This window comes from Paraburkholderia azotifigens, from assembly GCF_007995085.1.
GTDB classification, from domain to species: domain Bacteria; phylum Pseudomonadota; class Gammaproteobacteria; order Burkholderiales; family Burkholderiaceae; genus Paraburkholderia; species Paraburkholderia azotifigens.
Genome location: NZ_VOQS01000003.1, coordinates 1,695,364 through 1,715,247 on the forward strand (window position 1 = coordinate 1,695,364; position 19,884 = coordinate 1,715,247).

14 protein-coding genes and 1 tRNA gene are annotated in these 19,884 nt (G+C 62.4%); 13 read left to right on the top strand and 2 right to left on the bottom strand.

The window, feature by feature from the left end; translation table 11 throughout:
• Nucleotides 1-309: 309 nt before the first annotated feature.
• The 6 genes from FRZ40_RS24820 to FRZ40_RS24850 all read left to right on the top strand — a co-directional run bounded on the left by FRZ40_RS24820 (nucleotide 310) and on the right by FRZ40_RS24850 (nucleotide 6,678).
• The gene (locus tag FRZ40_RS24820) at nucleotides 310-765 is read left to right on the top strand and encodes an HU family DNA-binding protein (protein ID WP_028369986.1); all 456 of its coding nucleotides are present in this window, start codon (nucleotides 310-312) and stop codon (nucleotides 763-765) included.
• Nucleotides 766-1,887: 1,122 nt separating this feature from the next.
• Complete coding sequence (locus tag FRZ40_RS24825; protein WP_147235903.1) at nucleotides 1,888-3,297, top strand: circularly permuted type 2 ATP-grasp protein; 1,410 nt, start codon at nucleotides 1,888-1,890, stop codon at nucleotides 3,295-3,297.
• A gap of 118 nt (nucleotides 3,298-3,415) precedes the next feature.
• Nucleotides 3,416-4,366: an alpha-E domain-containing protein gene (locus tag FRZ40_RS24830; RefSeq protein WP_028369984.1), complete on the top strand. Its 951-nt coding sequence runs from the start codon at nucleotides 3,416-3,418 to the stop codon at nucleotides 4,364-4,366.
• A gap of 13 nt (nucleotides 4,367-4,379) precedes the next feature.
• Nucleotides 4,380-5,186: a transglutaminase family protein gene (locus FRZ40_RS24835; protein WP_147235904.1), complete on the top strand. Its 807-nt coding sequence runs from the start codon at nucleotides 4,380-4,382 to the stop codon at nucleotides 5,184-5,186.
• A gap of 116 nt (nucleotides 5,187-5,302) precedes the next feature.
• Nucleotides 5,303-5,533: a hypothetical protein gene (locus FRZ40_RS24840; protein WP_158647029.1), complete on the top strand. Its 231-nt coding sequence runs from the start codon at nucleotides 5,303-5,305 to the stop codon at nucleotides 5,531-5,533.
• Nucleotides 5,534-5,775: 242 nt separating this feature from the next.
• A complete protein-coding gene (locus tag FRZ40_RS24850; RefSeq protein WP_028369981.1) occupies nucleotides 5,776-6,678 on the top strand; it encodes a proteasome-type protease in 903 nt (300 codons plus the stop codon).
• Nucleotides 6,679-6,819: 141 nt separating this feature from the next.
• On the opposite strand, the gene FRZ40_RS24855 is transcribed toward FRZ40_RS24850, so the two are convergent.
• Together FRZ40_RS24855 and FRZ40_RS24860 are read right to left on the bottom strand one after the other, a co-directional pair.
• Nucleotides 6,820-7,989 carry a porin gene (locus FRZ40_RS24855; RefSeq protein WP_147235907.1) on the bottom strand — a complete coding sequence of 390 codons (1,170 nt, stop codon included), beginning with the start codon at nucleotides 7,987-7,989 and terminating at the stop codon, nucleotides 6,820-6,822.
• A gap of 397 nt (nucleotides 7,990-8,386) precedes the next feature.
• Nucleotides 8,387-9,709, bottom strand: a complete 1,323-nt coding sequence (locus FRZ40_RS24860; protein ID WP_147235908.1) for a YihY/virulence factor BrkB family protein — start codon at nucleotides 9,707-9,709, stop codon at nucleotides 8,387-8,389.
• Between the two features lie 259 nt (nucleotides 9,710-9,968).
• On the opposite strand from FRZ40_RS24860, the gene fdnG reads away from it, so the two are divergent.
• From fdnG to FRZ40_RS24895, 7 genes are all read left to right on the top strand, one after another.
• Nucleotides 9,969-13,040, top strand: a complete 3,072-nt coding sequence (gene fdnG, locus FRZ40_RS24865) for a formate dehydrogenase-N subunit alpha (RefSeq protein ID WP_081767658.1) — start codon at nucleotides 9,969-9,971, stop codon at nucleotides 13,038-13,040.
• A 10-nt stretch (nucleotides 13,041-13,050) separates the two neighbouring features.
• Nucleotides 13,051-13,989 (top strand): formate dehydrogenase subunit beta, encoded by a 939-nt coding sequence (gene fdxH, locus FRZ40_RS24870; RefSeq protein ID WP_028369975.1) that lies wholly within the window; start codon nucleotides 13,051-13,053, stop codon nucleotides 13,987-13,989.
• The gene (locus FRZ40_RS24875; protein ID WP_147235909.1) at nucleotides 13,986-14,621 is read left to right on the top strand and encodes a formate dehydrogenase subunit gamma; all 636 of its coding nucleotides are present in this window, start codon (nucleotides 13,986-13,988) and stop codon (nucleotides 14,619-14,621) included. Before fdxH ends, FRZ40_RS24875 begins: the two co-directional genes overlap by 4 nt.
• Nucleotides 14,622-14,716: 95 nt before the next feature.
• Nucleotides 14,717-15,658 (top strand): formate dehydrogenase accessory protein FdhE, encoded by a 942-nt coding sequence (gene fdhE / locus FRZ40_RS24880; protein ID WP_147235910.1) that lies wholly within the window; start codon nucleotides 14,717-14,719, stop codon nucleotides 15,656-15,658.
• Nucleotides 15,659-15,693: 35 nt separating this feature from the next.
• Nucleotides 15,694-17,151 carry an L-seryl-tRNA(Sec) selenium transferase gene (gene selA / locus FRZ40_RS24885; RefSeq protein WP_147235911.1) on the top strand — a complete coding sequence of 486 codons (1,458 nt, stop codon included), beginning with the start codon at nucleotides 15,694-15,696 and terminating at the stop codon, nucleotides 17,149-17,151.
• Nucleotides 17,148-19,088: a selenocysteine-specific translation elongation factor gene (gene selB / locus FRZ40_RS24890; RefSeq protein ID WP_147235912.1), complete on the top strand. Its 1,941-nt coding sequence runs from the start codon at nucleotides 17,148-17,150 to the stop codon at nucleotides 19,086-19,088. The genes selA and selB overlap by 4 nt, the downstream gene beginning before the upstream one ends.
• A gap of 84 nt (nucleotides 19,089-19,172) precedes the next feature.
• A tRNA-Sec gene (locus tag FRZ40_RS24895) sits at nucleotides 19,173-19,268 on the top strand.
• The last annotated feature ends 616 nt before the right edge of the window (nucleotides 19,269-19,884 follow it).

Below are 19,884 nucleotides of genomic sequence, written 5' to 3' on the forward strand. Positions count from 1 at the left end.
TGTAGGGCTTTCCCGACGCTCCCGCAGATGAAGTCGCTGCCCGATCCGGTGGCGGCGTAGGTATCGCCGCCCGCGCGATACGGTTGAAGATTTGCGCTGGACAGGTGTGTCGAAATCGCCTGGAGATCGCGTTTACCCCTTAAAAACAGGCTCGAAATGCGCGAGGTAGTCGGCGCCGCGCAACAAACCGTAACCGTTACACACAAAAGATTCGCGCAGAACGCGAAAGCGCTTGTAGAATCCGGCGTTGAAGCGTGTGCATATCGTGTGCGCTTCACGCAATCAATGACCCTTAGAGGTAGGAGAAATATGGCGACTTCCGCAAAAAAGGTAGCAGCCAAGAAGGCTGCTACGGTACCGACCAAGAAGGTTGCTGCAAAGAAAGCTGCTGCTCCCGCAAAGAAAGTCACGGCTAAGAAGGTCGCCGTGAAGGCGTCCGGCGTTCCCTCGCCGATCAAGGACACCTTCACGAAGGCCTCGCTGGCTGCACACGTTGCGGAGCGTGCTGGCGTCGAGCCGAAGTCGGCGAAGGCAGTTCTGGCTGCACTCGAAGACACGATCCTCGGTTCGGTTCACAAGAAGGGCGCAGGCGAGTTCACGCTGTCGGGTCTTCTGAAGATCGTCGTTCAGGCTGTTCCGGCGAAGAAGAAGCGCTTCGGCAAGGACCCGTTCACGGGTCAGGACCGCTGGTTCCCGGCGAAGCCGGCAAGCGTGCGGATCAAGGCACGTGCGCTGAAGAAGCTGAAGGACGCAGCAGCAGCTTAAGGCGCCTGATGGCGGCGCGAGCTGCTGTTTAACAGGTGTTTTTTGCGCGGTCCCCGCATGCGGAAGTGTGCGGGGATTGTTTTTTTGGGTTTTTGTTTGTCTGCGACGCAGTCGCTGTTCCTGGTTTTTTGCTTTTTGCTTTTTGTTTTTTGCTGCGCGGGCATCCGCGTTTTCGTATCGGTGCTTCAAGCGTTGCCCCTGTGCGGGGCGGCACCTATTTTTCTTTGCAGCGGCAAAGAAAAGTAGGCAAAAGAAAGCCGCTCACACCGCCAGCCCCTGTCATTGCCCAGGGGCCCCCGACGTCCCCGTCCTTCGTGCGGTAACACAATCTTTCACGTCCGTTGCCAGCGTGCTAACTGCACGCATCCCCCACTTCACAATCCCGCGTTACGAATGGCGTTACCAGGAAGTCCACGGCAGCCCAGGTGGCAAACTGTGTGTAGGCCGTCCCGACGGAAATGCACCACTCCGGACTGAAAAGCGGGATTGGTGTCGTAGAAGCGCTAATGCAACCGGTGCGACAACCTACACACAGTTTGCCACCTGGGCGGCGCAGACGGATCGCTGCCGAGGGCTGCGCTATGGGTGACTGGAGTGGGGGATGCGCCTGTTCGAGGCGTTGGCAACACACATGAAATAGCGCGATGCCGTCCGGAGTGCGGGACCCGTAGGGGGCCCGCAGGCAATGACTAGCATTGGCGGTGTTAGCCCGCTTTCTTTGCTTACTTTCTTTGCGGCGGCAAAGAAAGTAAGTGCTGCCCCGCACAGGGGCGACGCATGAAGTACCGATACGAAATCGCGGATGCCAGCGCAGCCAGAAGCAAAAAGCAAAAAGCAAAAAGCGAAAAACCAGGAATGGCGACTGCGTCGCAGACAAACCCAAAGCAAAAAACCAAAACCACATGCACCGTGTGCGCCAAAACACGCACTGCGGTGGCGCACGCCGCGCCCCCACGCTACGATGACAAGAGCAAACGAGCGCCATCCTAGTGCGGCAAGACGCACGCGCCCCATCCGCACGGCAAAAAACCAAAAATGGCATAACGCTTGCTTGAACCGTGATTGAAAAACCGAATGCGCAGCGCATTCGCCTTCTATCCGACAAAAAGAGTGGGGCGTGACATGCGATGCTATGACGAGATGCGTCATTTCGATGACGCCGTGCGGCCGCATTATCAGCGGTTCGAACGCTGGCTCGTGCAGCAGGGCAGCGAAGCAATCGCAAGAAAGCGAGCGGAAGCGGATCTCCTGTTTCGCCGCGTCGGCATCACGTTTGCCGTCAACGGCGATCTGTCCGGCACGGAGCGGCTCATCCCGTTCGACCTGATTCCTCGCATCATTCCGCGCAGCGAATGGCAGACGCTCGAAGCCGGCCTCAGGCAGCGCGTCCAGGCGCTCAACCTCTTCATCCACGACGTCTATCACGAACGCAACATCGTGCGCGCCGGCATCGTGCCCGCCGATCAGGTCTACACCAACGCGCAATACCGGCCCGAAATGCAGGGCGTCGACGTGCCGCTCGGCGTCTATGCACATATCGCAGGCGTCGACGTCGTGCGCGCCGGTGAGAACGGTGAGTTCTACGTGCTCGAAGACAACCTGCGCGTGCCGTCGGGCGTCTCGTACATGCTGGAGAACCGCAAGATGATGATGCGGCTCTTCCCCGAACTGTTCGTGCAGAACCGCATCGCGCCCGTCGCGCACTATCCCGATCTGCTCCTCGATACGCTGCGCTCGGTGGCGCCCGAAGGCGTCGACGATCCCGTCGTCGTCGTGCTCACGCCGGGCATGTACAACTCCGCTTACTTCGAGCACACATTCCTCGCGCAGCAGATGGGCGTCGAACTGGTGGAAGGCAAGGATCTCTTCGTCGACGACAACTACGTGTTCATGCGCACAACGCAAGGGCCGCGCCGCGTCGACGTGATCTATCGCCGCGTCGACGACGACTTTCTCGACCCGCTCGCGTTTCGCCCCGATTCGGCGCTCGGCGTGCCGGGTCTGCTGACGGCGTATCGGGCGGGGCGCGTCGCGCTCGCGAACGCGATGGGCACGGGCATCGCCGACGACAAATCGATCTATCCGTACGTGCCCGACATGATCGAGTTCTATCTGGGCGAGAAGCCCATTCTGAACAACGTGCCGACTTATCAGTGCCGCAAGCCCGACGACCTCGCATACACGCTCGCGCATTTGCCCGAACTCGTCGTCAAGGAAGTGCACGGCGCGGGCGGCTACGGGATGCTCGTCGGGCCGGCATCGACATCGGCGGAGATCGAGGCGTTCCGGCAGCGGCTGATCGAGAAACCTGCGGGCTATATCGCGCAGCCGACGCTCGCGCTGTCCGCGTGCCCGACCTTCGTCGAAGCAGGCATTGCGCCGCGTCATATCGATCTGCGTCCGTTCGTGCTGTCAGGCAAGACCGTGACGATGTGCGCAGGCGGCCTCACGCGCGTCGCGCTGCAGGAAGGCTCGCTGGTCGTGAATTCGTCGCAGGGCGGCGGCACGAAGGACACCTGGATGGTCGACTGAGGACGTTCGACCTTTGTTTCAAAGCATCCGCATCGCACGATGCAGAGTCGAAAAACGGGCAACCCGGCGCTTCGCGGCCATTTACGGCCGAAGCGCCCAATCAACACGGAAAGCCGACATGCTGAGCCGCACCGCCGATCATCTGTTCTGGATGGCCCGTTACATGGAGCGTGCCGAGAATACCGCGCGCATGCTCGACATCAACCTGAAGGCGCAATTGCTGCCGCAGACGCCCGAGCAGGAGGAGCGCGCGCAGCGTTCGGTGTTGCGCATCTCCGAGCTCGATCAGGCGTTTTCGCAGCGTTTCGACGACGCCACGCGCGACAACGTGCTCGCTTTCATGATTGCCGATCCGACGAATCCGTCGAGCATTCATTCGTGTCTGCAGGCCGCGCGCGAAAACGCGCGTGCGGTGCGCGGCACGCTTACGACGGAATGGTGGGAAACGATCAACGACACGTGGCTCGAATTCAACGAGCGCACGGCGCACGGCCAGGTCGCGAGCAATCCCGCCGCGCTGTTCGAATGGGTGAAGTTCCGCTCGCATCTGTCGCGCGGCGTGACGATCGGCACTGCGCTGCAGGACGATGCGTTCTTCTTCACGCAGCTCGGCACGTTTCTCGAACGCGCGGACAACACGGCGCGCATTCTCGATGTGCGTTTCGCCGACGCCGAGCCGAATTCGCGCGAGGCCGCACGCCAGCTCGAAGATTTCTATTACTGGACGTCGATTCTCAGCTCGGTGTCGGCGCTGGAAATCTACCGCAAGGTGTATCGCGATGTCGTGACGCCTGCGCGCGTAGTCGAACTGATGATCCTGAACTCGCAGATGCCGCGTTCGCTGCTGGCATCGCTCGACGGCGTCTGCGACAACCTCGCGATGCTGCGCACGCAAGGCTCGAATCAATGCGAGCGCTTTGCGGGCAAGCTGCGCGCCGAGCTGCTTTACTCGGATATCCGGCAGATTTTCGAAGCCGGCCTGCATGCCTGGCTCACGCAGTTTCTCGCGCGCGTTTTCGAACTCGGCAACATGGTCGCGCGCACGTATCTGATGCTGCCTGTTGCCTGACGGAGTGCCCTTCATGTTTCTGACGATCCGCCACGACACGTTCTACCGCTACGAATCGACGGTCCACTATTCGATCCAGCAGTTGCGCCTCACGCCGTCGAGCGGTCCTTCCCAGGTCGTGCGGCGCTGGACGCTCGATGCGCCCGGCAAGCTCGATTCGACCTTCGACGCCTATGGCAACGTGCTGCATACGCTCGTGCTCAACAAGCCGCACGACGAAATCCGCGTGCACGTGTCGGGCGAAATCGACACCTTTGCGCTGATCGACGGCAGGGTCGGCGACGACGCGGGCGCCATTCCGCTCGAACACTTCACTTGCGCGACGCGCCTGACGGATTGCGATCCTGCGATTCGCGAACTGGCCGCGTCGCTGCCGTCGCTCGACAAGCCGGCTGCATTGATCGCCCTGGCGGAGAAGATCGTCGATCGCGTGCAATTCGAAACGGGCGCGACGGCTGTGTCGAGCACGGCGGCGCAAGCCCTCGCGCTAGGCAAGGGCGTCTGCCAGGACCACGCGCATCTGATGCTCGCCTGCTGCCGCGCGCGCGGCGTGCCGGCGCGCTACGTGAGCGGCTATATCGAACCGGGCGACGTCGAGCATGCGGCGAGTCACGCGTGGGTCGATGTCTGGCTCGCGGGCCTCGGCTGGGTGTCCGTCGACGTCACGCATGCGGCGTTCGCGAGCGAGATGTACTGCCGGCTCGCGACGGCGCGCGATTACGAAGCGGCTTCACCCGTGCGCGGACGGCGGATCGGAGGGCTGCAGGAGACACTCGATGTGTCCGTGTCGGTGAAGGCACAGGAGCAGGTGTCGCAGTAGCTGGCAGGAGCTGTCGTGACTTGCTCCATGGGGTAGGCCGCGGAGAGAATCCAGATGGCGCGTTTTACGCTTTCGGGATCGTTGGAGTCTCCATACTTATTCGCGCGATGCTGTCTATGGTTGCCGGCACGCTTGGAGATGCTGCGAGCGCGACCATTCCGGGCAGGCTGGACCAGCTCTGTATCGGTATGCTTGCCGCCGTCCTGTATGCCAGGCGCAGAGGTCTCCTCTCGTCACATGTGCTGGTTCCGCTCGCCGTTGCGATGGTGTTTGCATGGATCGTTTCTCCAACGATCGAAGCCCTGGTTCTAGCTGCGGGGTCGCTGATCTATCTCCAGCAATCGTGACAGCTGCCGGGCCGGATCGAACGGCCAATTTCGTACATAGGCACAATTAGCCTCTCTATCCAGGCGTGGTACGGGTCCATTCTCGTCATCTTCAGAGATCATCCGCAGTTGTTCGCGCCGCCCGTGCCTCGGTTGAAACGCAGCACACAGGATGCAGTACCATTCTCTGAAAGCGTGAACGTCAGCCCGTCGCCATCAGCTTTGGCGACGGGTTTTTTCTGGGCGATTCGGAGATACGGAATATGACTTACTGTGTGGCGATGTGCGTCGACGAAGGCCTCGTCTTCCTGTCGGATACGCGGACCAATGCGGGCGTCGATCACATCAGCACGGCGCGCAAGATGTCGGTGTTCGAAGAGCCGGGCGAGCGCATGCTCGTGCTGCTCGGCGCGGGCAACCTGTCGCTCACGCAGGCCGTGCTGCACGAGCTGTCCGAGCCCACCGTGCCGTCGCGGCGCACGCTCTGGAACGTGTCGACGATGGCCGATGCCGCGCGCGTCGTAGGTCAGGCCGTGCGCGACGTGCACCAGCGCGAGGCGAACGCGTTGCAGGAGTTCGGCGTCGACTTCAATTGCAGCTTCATTCTTGGCGGTCAGATTGGCGACGGCGGCGAGGGTGCCGCGCAGCCGCGTCCGCGCCTTTTCATGATCTACGCGGCGGGCAATCACATCGAGTCGTCGCGCGTGAATCCGTACTTTCAGATCGGCGAATCGAAGTATGGGAAGCCGATCATCGACCGCGTCCTGGTGCCGTCCACACCGCTCGACGAAGCTGCGAAATGCGCGCTGATCTCGATGGACTCGACGCTGCGCTCGAACCTCTCGGTCGGGCTGCCGCTCGATCTGCTCGTCTATGAAAAGGACGCGCTGAAGGTCACGCGCTTCGTGTCGATCGATCAGGACAACGCGTACTACCAGATGATTCATCGCACGTGGGGCGAGCGGCTGCGCCAGGTGTTCAGCGAGATTCCGGAGCCGGACTGGCAGAGCACGGGCGAGGTGCCGCAGAACGGGCATGTCGGCGAGATGGTGCTGTACCGGCCGCCCGGCGCGCTGCATATGGACGCCGATCGCGGCACGCCGGGCGCCGATGTGCGCGCGGCACAGACTCTGGCGCAAGCGGATAAGCCTAAGACTCGCGGCTGACGCGCCATGAGTCGGACGTCTTCTCGCGAGACGTCGCTGTGCTTTGCCGAGCGCCCATGAAAAAAGCCAGCCTTCGGCTTGCGCCTCGGGCTGGCTTCAGGGTACGGCTCGACGTCTCGAGCCGTAGGTCATGTTGTTCTATTAGAACTTGTGACGGATACCCAGGCTGACGATTTCTTGCGTCTTCGAGGCTGCGTCGTAGCCATACGAACCGACGGAAGCGCCTGCTTCCTGGGTGCTCGTCAAGCTGGTGCGTTGCGTGCCGCTCGCGTGCTGGTAAGCGCCGACCAGGTACACGTCGGTGCGCTTCGACAGGTTGTAGTCGCCGCCCAGCGAAACCTGGTGGTAGTTCGCCGACGTGTCGCCAGCGCCGTGCGTGTACGTGTAGCCCAGACCCAGCAGCATGGCCGGCGTGACCTGGTAGCCAGCGTATGCGCCTGCGACGTGATACTTCTCTTGCTCGGTGAATGCCGAGAATGCGTCCGGCTTGTATTGCGCGAAGCTGTAACGGATGTTGAACGTGAACGGGCCCGTCACGTACTGAGCAGCCGTCGACGCGATGCTGACCGACTTGGCCGATGCATAGCCGTTGTTGATCTGCGAATCAAACGTTGCGCCCGACGTCGGAACCGTTGCCGAGTTCCAGCTCGTGCCGCGCGATGCCAGCGTGTTGCCGGCATCCATGCGGATGTAGCCAGCTGCAACGCTGAACGGACCGCCGGACCACGTTGCTGCGCCCGACCACGTCTGGCCGGAACCCGTCGAACCAGCCACGCCGCCAAGTGCGTACATGCCTTCGAACTGGAAGCCGCTCCACACCGGCGACACGTACTTGATTGCGTTGTTCGTACGCGAGCTGTTGTCGTTGTTGTCAACGTCGCCCGGCGTCGTGAACGTGCTGCCGAAGTAGTTGTCGGCCGTCAGCGGCTGAACCAGGTCAACAACCGGGTCGTACTGGCGACCGGCCGTGAACGTACCGTACGCGTCGTGCGTCAAACCGACGTACGCCTGACGACCGAACAGGCGGCCGCCCTGGCCCGACTTGCCGGTATTCGGATCGAAGCCGCTTTCCAACTGGAAGATCGCCTTCAGGCCGCCGCCCAGGTCTTCCGTACCCTTCATGCCCCAGCGGCTGCCTTGCAGGTTGCCCGAGAACATGTTCCAGAGGTTGTTGTTGGACCGGTCGGCATTGTGAACGTACTGGATCGATTCATCGATCAAGCCATAGAGCGTCACGCTGCTTTGTGCATGTGCTGCGCCTGCAGCGCCGAGCAGTGCCAGCGAGAGCGTCGACAGTGCGATTCGTTTCATCCATTTCTCCACGCAGATGATTGGTTTTCGTTGTTGCGAATCGGAGAATAGCGCAGTGTCTCCAGGTGTAAGAACTGAAAAAAATTAAGGTGTATCGAAAATGTGACAGCTCGGTAGAAGCCTTGTATTGCAAGCTTGTCACCGATTGTTTCGGTTTTAGCAATATTGAATGTTTGACTATGCATTATTGTTCTTTTTATGACAGTGATCGATGTGATCGGTATGAGTTACACGCACGATCGAATGCAATTCGTAAGATAGTTGTCTAGTCGAGTGTCGAAATTTCCGCTTCTATATTAAGAAGGCATAAATACGGGAAACCGTTGCCTTGACGCATCGGGTAGACAGTTTCGGCCAGATATGGTCGTCCGGAGGCGCGTTCTGCTGAAGCGGACGCTTAATGCGGGGTGCTGTCGGCGGGTGGCGTTTCGGCGTCATCCGGGCCGTTGCGGCGGCGGGCGAAAGCGGCGACGGCCATTGCCGTGCCCGCCGCGACCAGCATCGCGCTCCACGGATGCCGCCGCACATACTGGTCGGCGGCAACGGCCTTGCGGCGCGCTTCGACGAGCGTGTGCGCGGCGGCTCGCGTTGCCTGCATTTCGGCTTCGAGGATGGTCTTGCCGATGGCGACCGCCTTGACGATGCCCGCGTCGTGCTTGGCTGCAACCCGTGCCGCCATCGAAGGACGAGGCGCTGCAGGCGCGCTCGCCGTATCGCCAACGGCAGGCGCTGCGCTGCGCACCGGGCCCCGCCTTGCGTCAGCCGCGACCGTCGATGCCGCGAGCGCCGAGGCGAGCATCGCGCGGCTGCCGGGCGGGGTCGCGGGCGCGAAGCCCCACGCGCCGCGCGGATCGTGCATGCGTCCGCGCGCGGCGGCGAACTCCGCGCCAAGCAGCAGCACGACGGCCGAGAAGTACAGCCACATCAGCAGCACGGCCAGCGACCCGGCTGCACCAAACGAATTGGCCATGCCGGCATGCGCGAGATACAGCGCGAACAGTTTCTTGCCCGCCGAGAAAAGCGCGGCCGCGACCGTGCCGCCAACGAGCGCATCGCGCCAGCGCACGGGCGCGTCGGGCAGGAACTTGAGCAGCGCCGCGAACGCGACCGCGAGCACCAGCCAGCCGACACCCAGCTGCAGCAGGTCGCCGATCACCACATACGGCGAGTCGCCCCAGATCCAGTTGCCGATGAACGTGATCGCCGTGTCGAGCACCAGCGACACGATCAGCAGAAACGCGACGCCGAGCACGAGCCCGAACGAAATCAGCCGCACGCGCACCAGCGCGATCACGCTGGATGCGCGCGGCGCCACGGCGGGCCACACGATATTGAGCGCGCTGTTCAGCGACGAAAACGTCGCGGAGGCGCCGACGGCCAGCGCGACGAACGAGATGATCGCGGCAATGCCGCCTGCGCCGCCGCTGCGGTGCGCGTTCTGCACGATGGTGGTGACGGCCGCCGCCGCATCGTTGCCGAGCACGGCGTGCACCTGTCTGAAGAGTTCGCCGCGTGCGGCTTCGGCGCCGAAGAACCAGCCGGATATGGCGATCACCATCACGAGCGTCGGCGCGAGCGAGAACGCGGCGTAGAACGCGATGCTCGCCGCCATCGCCGCGCAGCGGTTCTCCGAGAACTGCCTGAGCGCGCCGACAGCCCACGACGCCTGCTTCTTCGCAGCCGACTGCAACTTGTCGGCGGACAGTGAATCGAGTTCCATGACGGTCCTTCATGACGAGGGTATGACACGGCAAACGCGCAATGCATCGCCTCGTGGGTTCATCGCGCATCGACGCGCGCCGGGACATGCAAACCGACAATCGTATTACGCAATCGTCATGCCCATCTATCTATGCGGATACAACAACCTCGAATCAGCGGGCATACGGCATGCGAGCGTCCTGTTCCGCTCTGCTTACGAATTGCAGTAAACGACTTATACTTTTTTCACCTCCTCACAAATAGAACGAGAGGCGATCATGTTGCAAATGTCCCGTCGCCAGTTTCTGAAGGTGACGGCGAGTACGCTAGCCGGATCGAGCCTGGCCCTGATGGGCTTCTCGCCGGAGCCCGCGCTCGCCGAAGTCCGGCAGTACAAACTGGCTCGCACTACCGAAACGCGCAACACGTGTCCTTATTGCTCTGTAGGCTGCGGCATCCTGATGTACGGCCTCGGCGACGGCGCGAAGAACGCGACGGCCAGCATCATTCATATTGAAGGCGACCCCGATCACCCGGTCAATCGCGGCACGCTGTGCCCGAAGGGTGCGAGCCTCATCGACTTCATCCACAGCCCGAGCCGCCTGAAGTATCCCGAGTATCGCGCCGCCGGTTCCGATCAGTGGCAGCGCATCTCGTGGAACGATGCGCTCGACCGCATCGCGAAGCTGATGAAGGAAGATCGCGACGCGAACTTCGTCGAAAGCACGCCCGACGGCAAGAAGGTCAACCGCTGGCTGACCACGGGCATGCTCGCGGCGTCGGCGGGCAGCAACGAGGTCGGCTATCTGACGCACAAGACGGTGCGTTCGATGGGGATGCTCGCGTTCGACAATCAGGCGCGTGTCTGACATGGCCCGACGGTGGCAGGTCTTGCCCCGACGTTTGGCCGTGGAGCGATGACGAACCATTGGGTCGACATCAAGAACGCGGACGTGATTCTCGTGATGGGCGGCAATGCGGCCGAGGCGCACCCGTGTGGTTTCAAATGGGTGACTGAGGCGAAGGCGCACAACAAGGCGAAGCTGATGGTCGTCGATCCGCGCTTCACGCGCACGGCGTCCGTCGCGGACTTCTATGCGCCGATCCGCACGGGCACGGACATCGCGTTCCTGGGCGGCGTGATCAACTATCTGCTGACCAACGACAAGATCCAGCATGAGTACGTGAAGAACTACACGGATTTCGCGTTCATCGTCCGTGAAGACTTTGCGTTCAACGACGGCATCTATTCCGGCTACGACGAAAAGACGCACAAGTACGCGGACAAGACGTCGTGGGACTACGAGCGCGGCGACGACGGCTTCGTGAAGGTCGACATGTCGCTGCAGAATCCGCGCTGCGTGTACAACCTGCTCAAGCAGCACTATTCGCGTTACACGCCGGAGATGGTCGAGAAGACCTGCGGCACGCCGAAGGACAAGTTCCTGCACGTGTGCGAGACGCTCGCGAGCACGTCGACGCCGGGCCGCGCAGGCACGATTCTCTATGCGCTCGGCTGGACGCATCACTCGATCGGCGCACAGATGATCCGCACGGGCGCGATGGTGCAATTGCTGCTCGGCAATATCGGCATCGCGGGCGGCGGCATGAACGCGTTGCGCGGACACTCGAACATCCAGGGGCTGACGGACCTCGGCCTGATGTCGAATCTGCTGACGGGCTACATGACGCTGCCGAACGAACCCGAACAGGACTTCGACGGCTACATCAAGAAGCGCGCGGCGCAGCCGCTGCGGCAGAACCAGTTGAGCTACTGGAAAAACTACCGCGCGTTCTTCGTCAGCATGATGAAGTCGTGGTGGGGCGACGCCGCGACGGCCGACAACAACTGGGGCTACGACTATCTGCCGAAGCTCGACAAGCCGTATGACCTGCTGCAGGCCATCGAGCTGATGAATCAAGGCAAGATGAACGGCTATATCTGCCAGGGCTTCAATCCGCTCGCGGCCGCGCCGAACAAGGGCAAGACGGCCGTGAGCCTCGCCAGGCTCAAGTGGCTCGTGATCATGGATCCGCTCGCCACCGAAACCTCCGAGTTCTGGAAGAACCACGGCGAGTACAACGACGTCGATTCGTCGAAGATCCAGACGGAAGTGTTCCGTCTGCCCACGACCTGCTTCGCCGAAGAGCGCGGCTCGCTCGTCAGTTCGAGCCGTGTGCTGCAATGGCACTGGCAAGGCGTGGAAGGGCCGGGCGAGGCGCGCAGCGATCTCGAGATCATGTCGGGCATCTTCCTGCGCATGCGCAAGGCGTACAAGGAGCAAGGCGGCAAGTATCCCGACCCGATCGTCAATCTGACGTGGCCGTACGCTCGTCCCGACAGCCCGACGCCCGAAGAGATCGCGATGGAGTACAACGGCCGCGCACTCGCCGATCTGCCCGATCCGAAGGATGCATCGAAAGTGCTCGTCAAAAAGGGCGATCAGCTGGGCGGCTTCGCGCAACTGAAGGACGACGGCACGACGGCGAGCGGCTGCTGGATTTTCTGCGGCGCGTGGACCCAGAACGGCAACCAGATGGGACGGCGCGACAACAGCGACCCGACGGGTATCGGTCAGACGCTGAACTGGGCGTGGGCATGGCCTGCGAACCGGCGCGTGCTGTACAACCGCGCGTCGTGCGATGTGAACGGCAAGCCGTTCGATCCGAAACGCAAGCTGATCGCGTGGAACGGCGCAAGCTGGAGCGGGCCGGATATTCCCGACTTCAAGCTCGACGAAGCACCCGAAAACGGCATGGGTCCGTTCATCATGAATCCCGAGGGCGTCGCGCGTTTCTTCGCGCGCGACGGTATGAACGAAGGCCCGTTCCCCGAGCACTATGAGCCGTTCGAAACGCCGCTCGGCTACAACCCGTTCCATCCGAACAATCCGGCGGCGACCAGCAACCCGGCTGCACGCGTGTTCCCCGACGACCGCAAGGCGTTCGGCAAGGCGGCCGATTTCCCGCATACGGCGACCACCTATCGTCTGACGGAACACTTCCACTTCTGGACCAAGCACGCGCGCCTGAACGCGATCATCCAGCCGCAGCAGTTCGTCGAAATCAGCGAGGATCTCGCGAAACAGATCGGCGTGGTGGCGGGCGATCGCGTGAAAGTGTCGAGCAACCGCGGCCACATCATCGCCGTGGCCATGGTCACGAAGCGGATCAAACCGCTGATGATCGACGGCAAGAAGGTGCAGACCGTGGGCGTGCCGCTGCATTGGGGCTTCAAGGGGCTTACCAAGCCAGGCTATATCACCAACACGTTGACGCCTGTCGTGGCCGACGCGAATTCGCAGACACCGGAATTCAAGTCGTTCCTCGTGAAGGTCGAGAAGGCATAGGGGAGGCGTCATGGCACTTCAATCGCTGGACATCAAACGCCTCTCGGCCACCACCGTGCAGCCGACGTCCGTGCGCGAGCCGGTGACGAACACGGTCGCGAAGCTGATCGACGTCACCAAGTGCATCGGCTGCAAGGCCTGCCAGACGGCGTGCATGGAGTGGAACGACCTGCGCGACGAAGTCGGCATCAGCACAGGCGTCCACGACAACCCGCTCGATCTCTCCGAGCATTCGTGGACGGTGATGCGCTTCACGGAGTACGAGAACCCGAAAGGCGATCTCGAATGGCTGATCCGCAAGGATGGCTGCATGCACTGCGAAGATCCCGGCTGCCTGAAAGCGTGTCCTTCGCCGGGCGCGATCGTGCAGTACACGAACGGCATCGTGGATTTCCACGAAGAGAACTGCATCGGCTGCGGTTATTGCATCGCGGGCTGCCCGTTCAACATTCCGCGTCTGTCGAAGACGGATCATCGCGTGTACAAGTGCACGCTGTGCTCGGATCGCGTCGGCGTCGGCCAGGAGCCCGCATGCGTGAAGACGTGTCCGACGGGCGCAATCGTGTTCGGCACCAAGACCGACATGATCCAGCACGCGGAAGAGCGCATCGCCGATCTGAAGGAGCGCGGCTTCGAGAAGGCCGGCCTGTACGACCCGCAAGGGGTGGGCGGCACGCACGTGATGTATGTGCTGCACCATGCGGACAAGCCGTCGCTGTATCACGGCTTGCCCGACGATCCGCACATCAGTCCGTTCGTGAAGCTGTGGAAGGGCGTCGCGAAGCCGCTCGCGGTCGCGGCGATGGCGATCACCGCGCTGGCGGGCTTCTTCCACTACACGCGCGTCGGCCCGAATGAAGTGTCGGAAGAGGACGAGGAAGCCGCGGCCAATGCCGCGCGCGACATCCGCGAACGGCGTGAGAACAAGCCCGAGGAGCCCGTGAAATGAAAAATCATCGGCATGACAACCCGGAACTGATCGAGCGCTACACGCCGAACGAGCGCACGAATCACTGGATCACGGCGATTACGTTCGTTTTGCTCGCGCTGTCGGGCCTCGCGATGTTCCATCCGTCGATGTTCTGGCTCTCGGCGCTATTCGGCGGCGGGCAATGGACGCGCATCCTGCATCCGTTCGTCGGCATCGTGATGTTCGTATCGTTCATGATTCTTGCGCTGCGCTTCTGGCATCACAACTATCTCGACGCCGACGACCGGCAGTGGCTGCGTCAGATGAACGACGTACTGATGAACCGCGAAGACAGGCTGCCCGAAATCGGCAAATACAACGCCGGACAGAAGCTGTTGTTCTTCGTGCTCGTGCTCTGCCTGCTGCTGTTGCTGCTGAGCGGCATCGTCATCTGGCGCGCGTATTTCGCGTTCTATTTTCCGATCGAAGTGGTGCGCATCGCTGCTGTGATTCACTCGATCAGCGCGTTCGTGCTGATCTGCAGCATCATCGTGCATATTTATGCCGCACTGTGGGTGAAAGGCTCCCTCGGCGCGATGGTGCGCGGCACGGTGACGCTGGGCTGGGCGCGCAAGCATCATCCGAAGTGGTTCCGCGAGAGCATCAAGTGACGTTTGGACGGCGCGCGCGTCCGGGTCGGCGCGCGCCGCTCGTGCTTATCTGCTACTGTTGACGCCATCTCCGTTCTGATCGTCAGGAACCTGAATTGGTGCAACGCATTCTGGATCCCGGCCAGATCGAATCGCTCGATCACTCGGCCATTCCGCGCCTGCGCATGCCGGAGCGTGCGACGCATTTTTCGACGCGCGCCGCGCGTCTTCGTCAGCTGGCGGGCGCGAGCCCGATCGGCGGCTATCTCAGGCTGATGGCGGCGCTCGCCGATGCGCAGCAGCAGACGCTCGCGCAGGTCAGCGCGGCGATGCCTTCCGACGAATCGATCGCGCTCGCCCAGCAGCATTCGATGCTGATTATCCCCGCGGTCCCCGCAACCGCGCCCGGGCGCGATCCACTATGGCGCGACGTCTTGCAACGCCTGCTCGATCGCGTCGAAGCGGCGGGACTCGTGACGCCCGTGCTCGCGAGAGTGATCGACGGTCTGCGCGTGAAGAGCGCGCAGGAACTCGACGCGCTCGCCGATGCCATTGTTTCGCTTCGCTTCAACGAAATCGAGCCGTCGTCCGCGCCGTTCGTGATGGCCGCGCTGCAGGTGGTGTGGACGGACCTCGCGAGCCGCATCGATCCGCGCGCCGTTCCGTATCTGGACACGCCGGGTGCATGTCCCGTATGCGGCGCGCCGCCCGTGGCGAGCATCGTGCGCGTCGGCGGACAGTTTCAGGGTTATCGCTACCTGCAATGCGGGTTGTGCTCGACGGAATACCACGTGGTACGCGTGAAATGCTCGAATTGCGATTCGACCAAAGGCATCGCTTATCACGGCATCGACGGCGGCAGCGAAGCGCTCAAGGCCGAATCGTGCGACGAGTGCCATACGTACCGCAAGATCGGCTATCAGGAGAAAGACTACGATTTCGAGCCGCTGGCCGACGATCTCGCGAGTCTGACGCTGGACCTGCTGATGAATGAAGCCGGCTACCGGCGCAGCAGTCCCAATCCGCTGTTGTGGCCGGAAGTGCCGTCGGACGAGTGAATCAACGTCGTGCAACCGCGCGGGGGAACGCAAGCGTGAGCGAAGTGTCGGGCAATCCAACCGGCCATGAGCCGGGCAAAGACATACGTGCAGTGCTCGCGCGCGTGCCGGCCGTCGAACGTGTGCTCTCGTCGTTGGCGGCGCAGCCTCTGATCGGCGAGTACGGCCGCACGCAGGTCGTCGACGCGATACGCATCGCGACGGAAACGCTGCGGCGCGAACTGCTCGCGGGCGCTTCGTTCGATCCGTCATTCGACTTCGAAGCGAGGCTCGTCGATGACGCAATGCGCACGCTCGCTGCGCGTTCGCGGCCTCATCTGCGCGCCGTTTTCAATCTGACGGGCACGGTGCTGCACACGAATCTCGGACGCGCACTGCTGCCTGACGAAGCCGTGCGTGCGGTGATCGATGCGCTCACTCGTCCGATGAATCTCGAGTTCGATCTGGCCACGGGCAACCGTGGCGACCGCGACGATCTGATCGACGATCTGATTGGCGAACTCACGGGCGCCGAGGCGGCGACCGTCGTCAACAACAACGCGGCTGCCGTGCTGCTGACGCTGTCGGCGCTGGCGTCGAAGAAGGAAGTGGTGGTGTCGCGCGGGGAACTGGTCGAGATCGGCGGCGCGTTCCGCATTCCCGACATCATGTCGCGCGCGGGCGCTAAGCTGCGCGAAATCGGCACGACGAACCGCACGCATCTGAAGGATTACGACGAAGCGATTAACGCGCGCACGGCTTTGCTGATGAAGGTGCATTGCAGCAACTATGCAATCGAAGGCTTCACGAAGAGCGTAGCCGTCGATGAAGTCGCGCGCCTCGCGCATGCACGCGGGCTGCCGATGGCCGTCGATCTCGGCAGCGGCACGCTCGTCGATCTCGCGCAATTCGGTTTGCCGACGGAGCCGACCGTGCGCGAGACCGTCGCGGCAGGCGCCGATCTCGTCACGTTCAGCGGCGACAAACTGCTGGGCGGGCCGCAGGCGGGTCTGATCGTCGGGCGAGCGGAGTTGATCCGCAAGGTCAAGAAGCATCCGCTGAAGCGCGCGCTGCGCGTCGGCAAACTGACGCTTGCCGCGCTCGAACCTGTACTGCAGCTGTATCGCGCGCCCGAACTGCTGCGCGAGCGGCTCACCACATTGCGTCTTCTGACGCGTCCATCCACCGATATGCAGGCGCAGGCCGCGCGCGTGCAAGACGTGTTGCAACACGCGCTGGGCGACACGTACAGCGTGACGGCCGAGCCGATGATGAGCCAGATCGGCAGCGGCGCATTGCCCGTCGATCAGTTGCCGAGTTTCGGCGTCGCGATCCGCAACGCCACCGGCAAGCGCGGCGGCCGCGCGCTGATGAAGCTGGAGGAAGCGCTGCGTTCATTGCCGCGTCCCGTGATCGGTCGCATTGCCGACGATGCGCTGCGCCTCGACCTGCGCTGTCTGGAGGCGGCCGACGAAGCTGCATTCGTCGCGCAATGCGCGGAGCTGCACGCATGATCGTCGGCACGGCGGGGCATATCGATCACGGCAAGACAACGCTGGTGCGCGCGTTGACGGGCGTCGATACTGACCGCCTGAAAGAAGAGAAGGCGCGCGGCATTTCGATCGAGCTAGGCTATGCGTACACGCCGCTCGACAACGGCGACGTGCTCGGCATGATCGACGTGCCGGGCCACGAGAAACTCGTGCATACGATGGCGGCGGGCGCATGCGGCATCGACTACGCGCTGCTCGTGATTGCCGCCGACGACGGCATCATGCCGCAGACGCGCGAGCATCTTGCGATCCTGCAATTGCTCGGCGTCACACGCGGCGCGATTGCGCTGACCAAGACGGATCGCGTCGACGTCGCGCGCATCGTACAGGTGCGTGACGAGATTCGCGTGTGGCTTGCGCCCACTCCCTTCATCGACGCAGCCATCTTCGAAACTAACGCGACCTCCTCCGACGACGCCGGCGTGCGCGCGCTGTCGCAGCACTTGCGCGACGCAGCTGTCGCGTGGCGCGGGCGGCGCGACGACGGCCTGTTCCGCCTGGCCGTCGACCGCGTATTCACGCTGGCGGGGCAAGGCACGATCGTGACGGGCACCGTGTTCGCCGGACGCGTTGCAACGGGCGACACGTTGATGCTCGAACCCGCGCAGCAGGCGGTGCGCGTGCGCAGTATTCATGCGCAAAACCGCGCAGCCGATATGGGGCGCGCGGGACAGCGCTGCGCGCTCAATCTTGCGGGCATCGACAAGGAGGCGATTTCGCGCGGCGACTGGATCGTCGATGCGCGGCTCGCCAGGCCGGGCGAACGGCTCGATGTCGAACTGACGCTGCTCGCGGATGCGGACCTCACGCTGCAGCATTGGGCGCCGCTGCATGTGCATATCGGTACGCTGCATCGCGTGGCGCATGTGGCGCTGCTCGAAGGCGACGCGCTCGCTGCGGGACGCACGGCGCGCGTGCAGCTGGTGTTCGATACGCCCGTTTGCGCGATGTCTGGCGACCGCTTTATCGTGCGCAATGCGCAGGCGACGCGCACGGTCGGCGGCGGGCGCGTGCTCGATCCGTTCGGTCCGCCGCGCAAGCGCAGGACAGCGGAGCGGCGTGCCTGGCTCGATGCGTTGCGGGCGTGGCTCGACGAAGGCCAATTGGCGTCCCTGCTCGACGAGGCGCCGCGCGGCGTATCGCGTTCGATGCTGATGCAGCTGACGGGCTTGCCCGCCGACGCGTTGCCGCTGCCCGCCGATGCCGAAACGATTCCACTGCACGGCAAGGATGCGGGCGATGCGATCGTCGTGTTGCGCAAGCATTGGGCGCGTTTGCGGTCGGGCGTGATGGCTGCGCTCGATCAATACCATGCGCGCTCGCCCGATGAGCTGGGACCGGATGCGGCGCGTCTGCGACGGATTGCGGCGCCGCTGGTGCCGGACGCGATGTGGCGGGTGTTGATCGGTTCGCTCGTGGATGAAGGCGCCGTTGCGAGGAGCGGGCCGTGGCTGCATTTGCCGGGACATTCCGTTGCGCTCGATTCGAACGAGCAGCGTGTCGCCGATACGTTGCTGCCGCTGCTTTTGGCAGGACATTTCGATCCGCCGTGGGTGCGCGATCTCGCGAAGACGACGGGGCAGCAGGAAGATCTCGTGCGACAGGTGCTGCGCAAGCTTGCGCGGCAGGGCGATGTGTATCAGGTGGTTCGCGATCTGTTCTATTCGCGCGATGTGGTGCATGAGCTTGCGCGTCTTATTGCCAATATCGCCAACGGACAGGACGGCGCGGTGGGCGCGTCGGCGTTTCGCGATGCGGCGGGTCTGGGACGCAAGCGCGCGATCCAGATTCTCGAGTTCTTCGATCGCATCGGCTATACGCGCTTTCAACGCGATGTGCACTGGCTAAGGCCGGATTCGCATTTGCGGGAAGCGCTGGTGTGCGAGTCGGATATGTGATGTTGAAGCGACGGGTGACGGTGCTGTTTTGTGGCCGCTATAATCGGCTGCGCATGAAGTTGGATGTTGGTGTTGATCTTCAACGGAAGGCATTCGTATCTGGTGGTGCGGCTGGGCTTCAAACCCAGTAGGGGGCGTCAGCCGCTCCCTGGTCGGTTCGACTCCGGCTGCCTTCCGCCACAAGCGTTTTGGCGATTTTGGGCGATTCAGGACCATGCAATCTTTCTCAGAATGCTTGTTTTTCCTGAGCCGTTTTCCCCGATAAGCAAATTAAATGTATCTGCATTGAAGAGATTAACTTCGCTCCAATTCTCGGATAGATACTTCTTGTAAAGCTTTAGTGCTAGTTTGCCACCGGTTATCTGCCCAATCATTGCAATATCTATCTGTTGTGTTGGCTGGGTCCGAATTGCGGGCGTAATGTCGTGGTTGCCTGGAGCTAGAACAAAATCAGACATGCGCAGGAAGATTTGTTGCTTCCATGCGGGCTAATGAAGTTTCTGCGGTCCGACACAACGTCAGACCTGCTCGCTAGGTCGACTCGATTTCCAGCAAGCATATAAACCGTTCTGCATTACCCCCCAACCCGAAATCGATAACGGCATCGGTAATGAAATCTTTAGCGCGAGCAGTCAATCTTGACAAACTGCCTGGCGGGCCTCAAGGCATGATTGCGACGTTAGGTCGAGTGGGGGGCCATCAACGGTAGAGCGTGCCCCTTGTCGCATTCGTGGGTCCGCATGGCGATGCGCTATCGGGTCAAGGGCGGCAGCGAATGGTTGATTGCAACCCAAGC